The organism is Bifidobacterium simiarum, assembly GCF_002802905.1.
GTDB lineage: Bacteria > Actinomycetota > Actinomycetes > Actinomycetales > Bifidobacteriaceae > Galliscardovia > Galliscardovia simiarum.
This window is the reverse complement of record NZ_PEBK01000021.1, coordinates 1-913: the sequence shown is the minus strand read 5'-3', so window position 1 is coordinate 913 and position 913 is coordinate 1. Positions and strand designations below refer to the sequence as shown.

The 913-nt window shown below is 61.0% G+C and carries 1 rRNA gene; it reads right to left on the bottom strand.

What is annotated here, in order from left to right:
• Window positions 1–913, bottom strand: a 16S ribosomal RNA gene (locus CSQ87_RS10635); the annotation flags it as partial.

The window sequence follows — 913 nt, the reverse complement described above, 5'->3', positions numbered from 1 at the left end:
GTGCTGGCAACACGGGGCGAGGGTTGCGCTCGTTGCGGGACTTAACCCAACATCTCACGACACGAGCTGACGACGACCATGCACCACCTGTGAACCCGCCCCGAAGGGAAACCCCGTCTCCGGAGTCGTCGGGAACATGTCAAGCCCAGGTAAGGTTCTTCGCGTTGCATCGAATTAATCCGCATGCTCCGCCGCTTGTGCGGGCCCCCGTCAATTTCTTTGAGTTTTAGCCTTGCGGCCGTACTCCCCAGGCGGGACGCTTAACGCGTTAGCTCCGACACGGAACCCGTGGAATGGGCCCCACATCCAGCGTCCACCGTTTACGGCGTGGACTACCAGGGTATCTAATCCTGTTCGCTCCCCACGCTTTCGCTCCTCAGCGTCAGTAACGGCCCAGAGACCTGCCTTCGCCATTGGTGTTCTTCCCGATATCTACACATTCCACCGTTACACCGGGAATTCCAGTCTCCCCTACCGCACTCCAGCCCGCCCGTACCCGGCGCAGACCCGCCGTTAAGCGACGGGCTTTCACACCGGACGCGACGGGCCGCCTACGAGCCCTTTACGCCCAATAATTCCGGACAACGCTTGCGCCCTACGTATTACCGCGGCTGCTGGCACGTAGTTAGCCGGCGCTTATTCGAAAGGTACACTCACTTGCGCTTGCTCCCAATCAAAAGCGGTTTACAACCCGAAGGCCGTCATCCCGCACGCGGCGTCGCTGCATCAGGCTTGCGCCCATTGTGCAATATTCCCCACTGCTGCCTCCCGTAGGAGTCTGGGCCGTATCTCAGTCCCAATGTGGCCGGTCGCCCTCTCAGGCCGGCTACCCGTCGAAGCCTCGGTGGGCCGTTACCCCACCGACAAGCTGATAGGACGCGACCCCATCCCATACCGGTAAGACCCTTTCCCA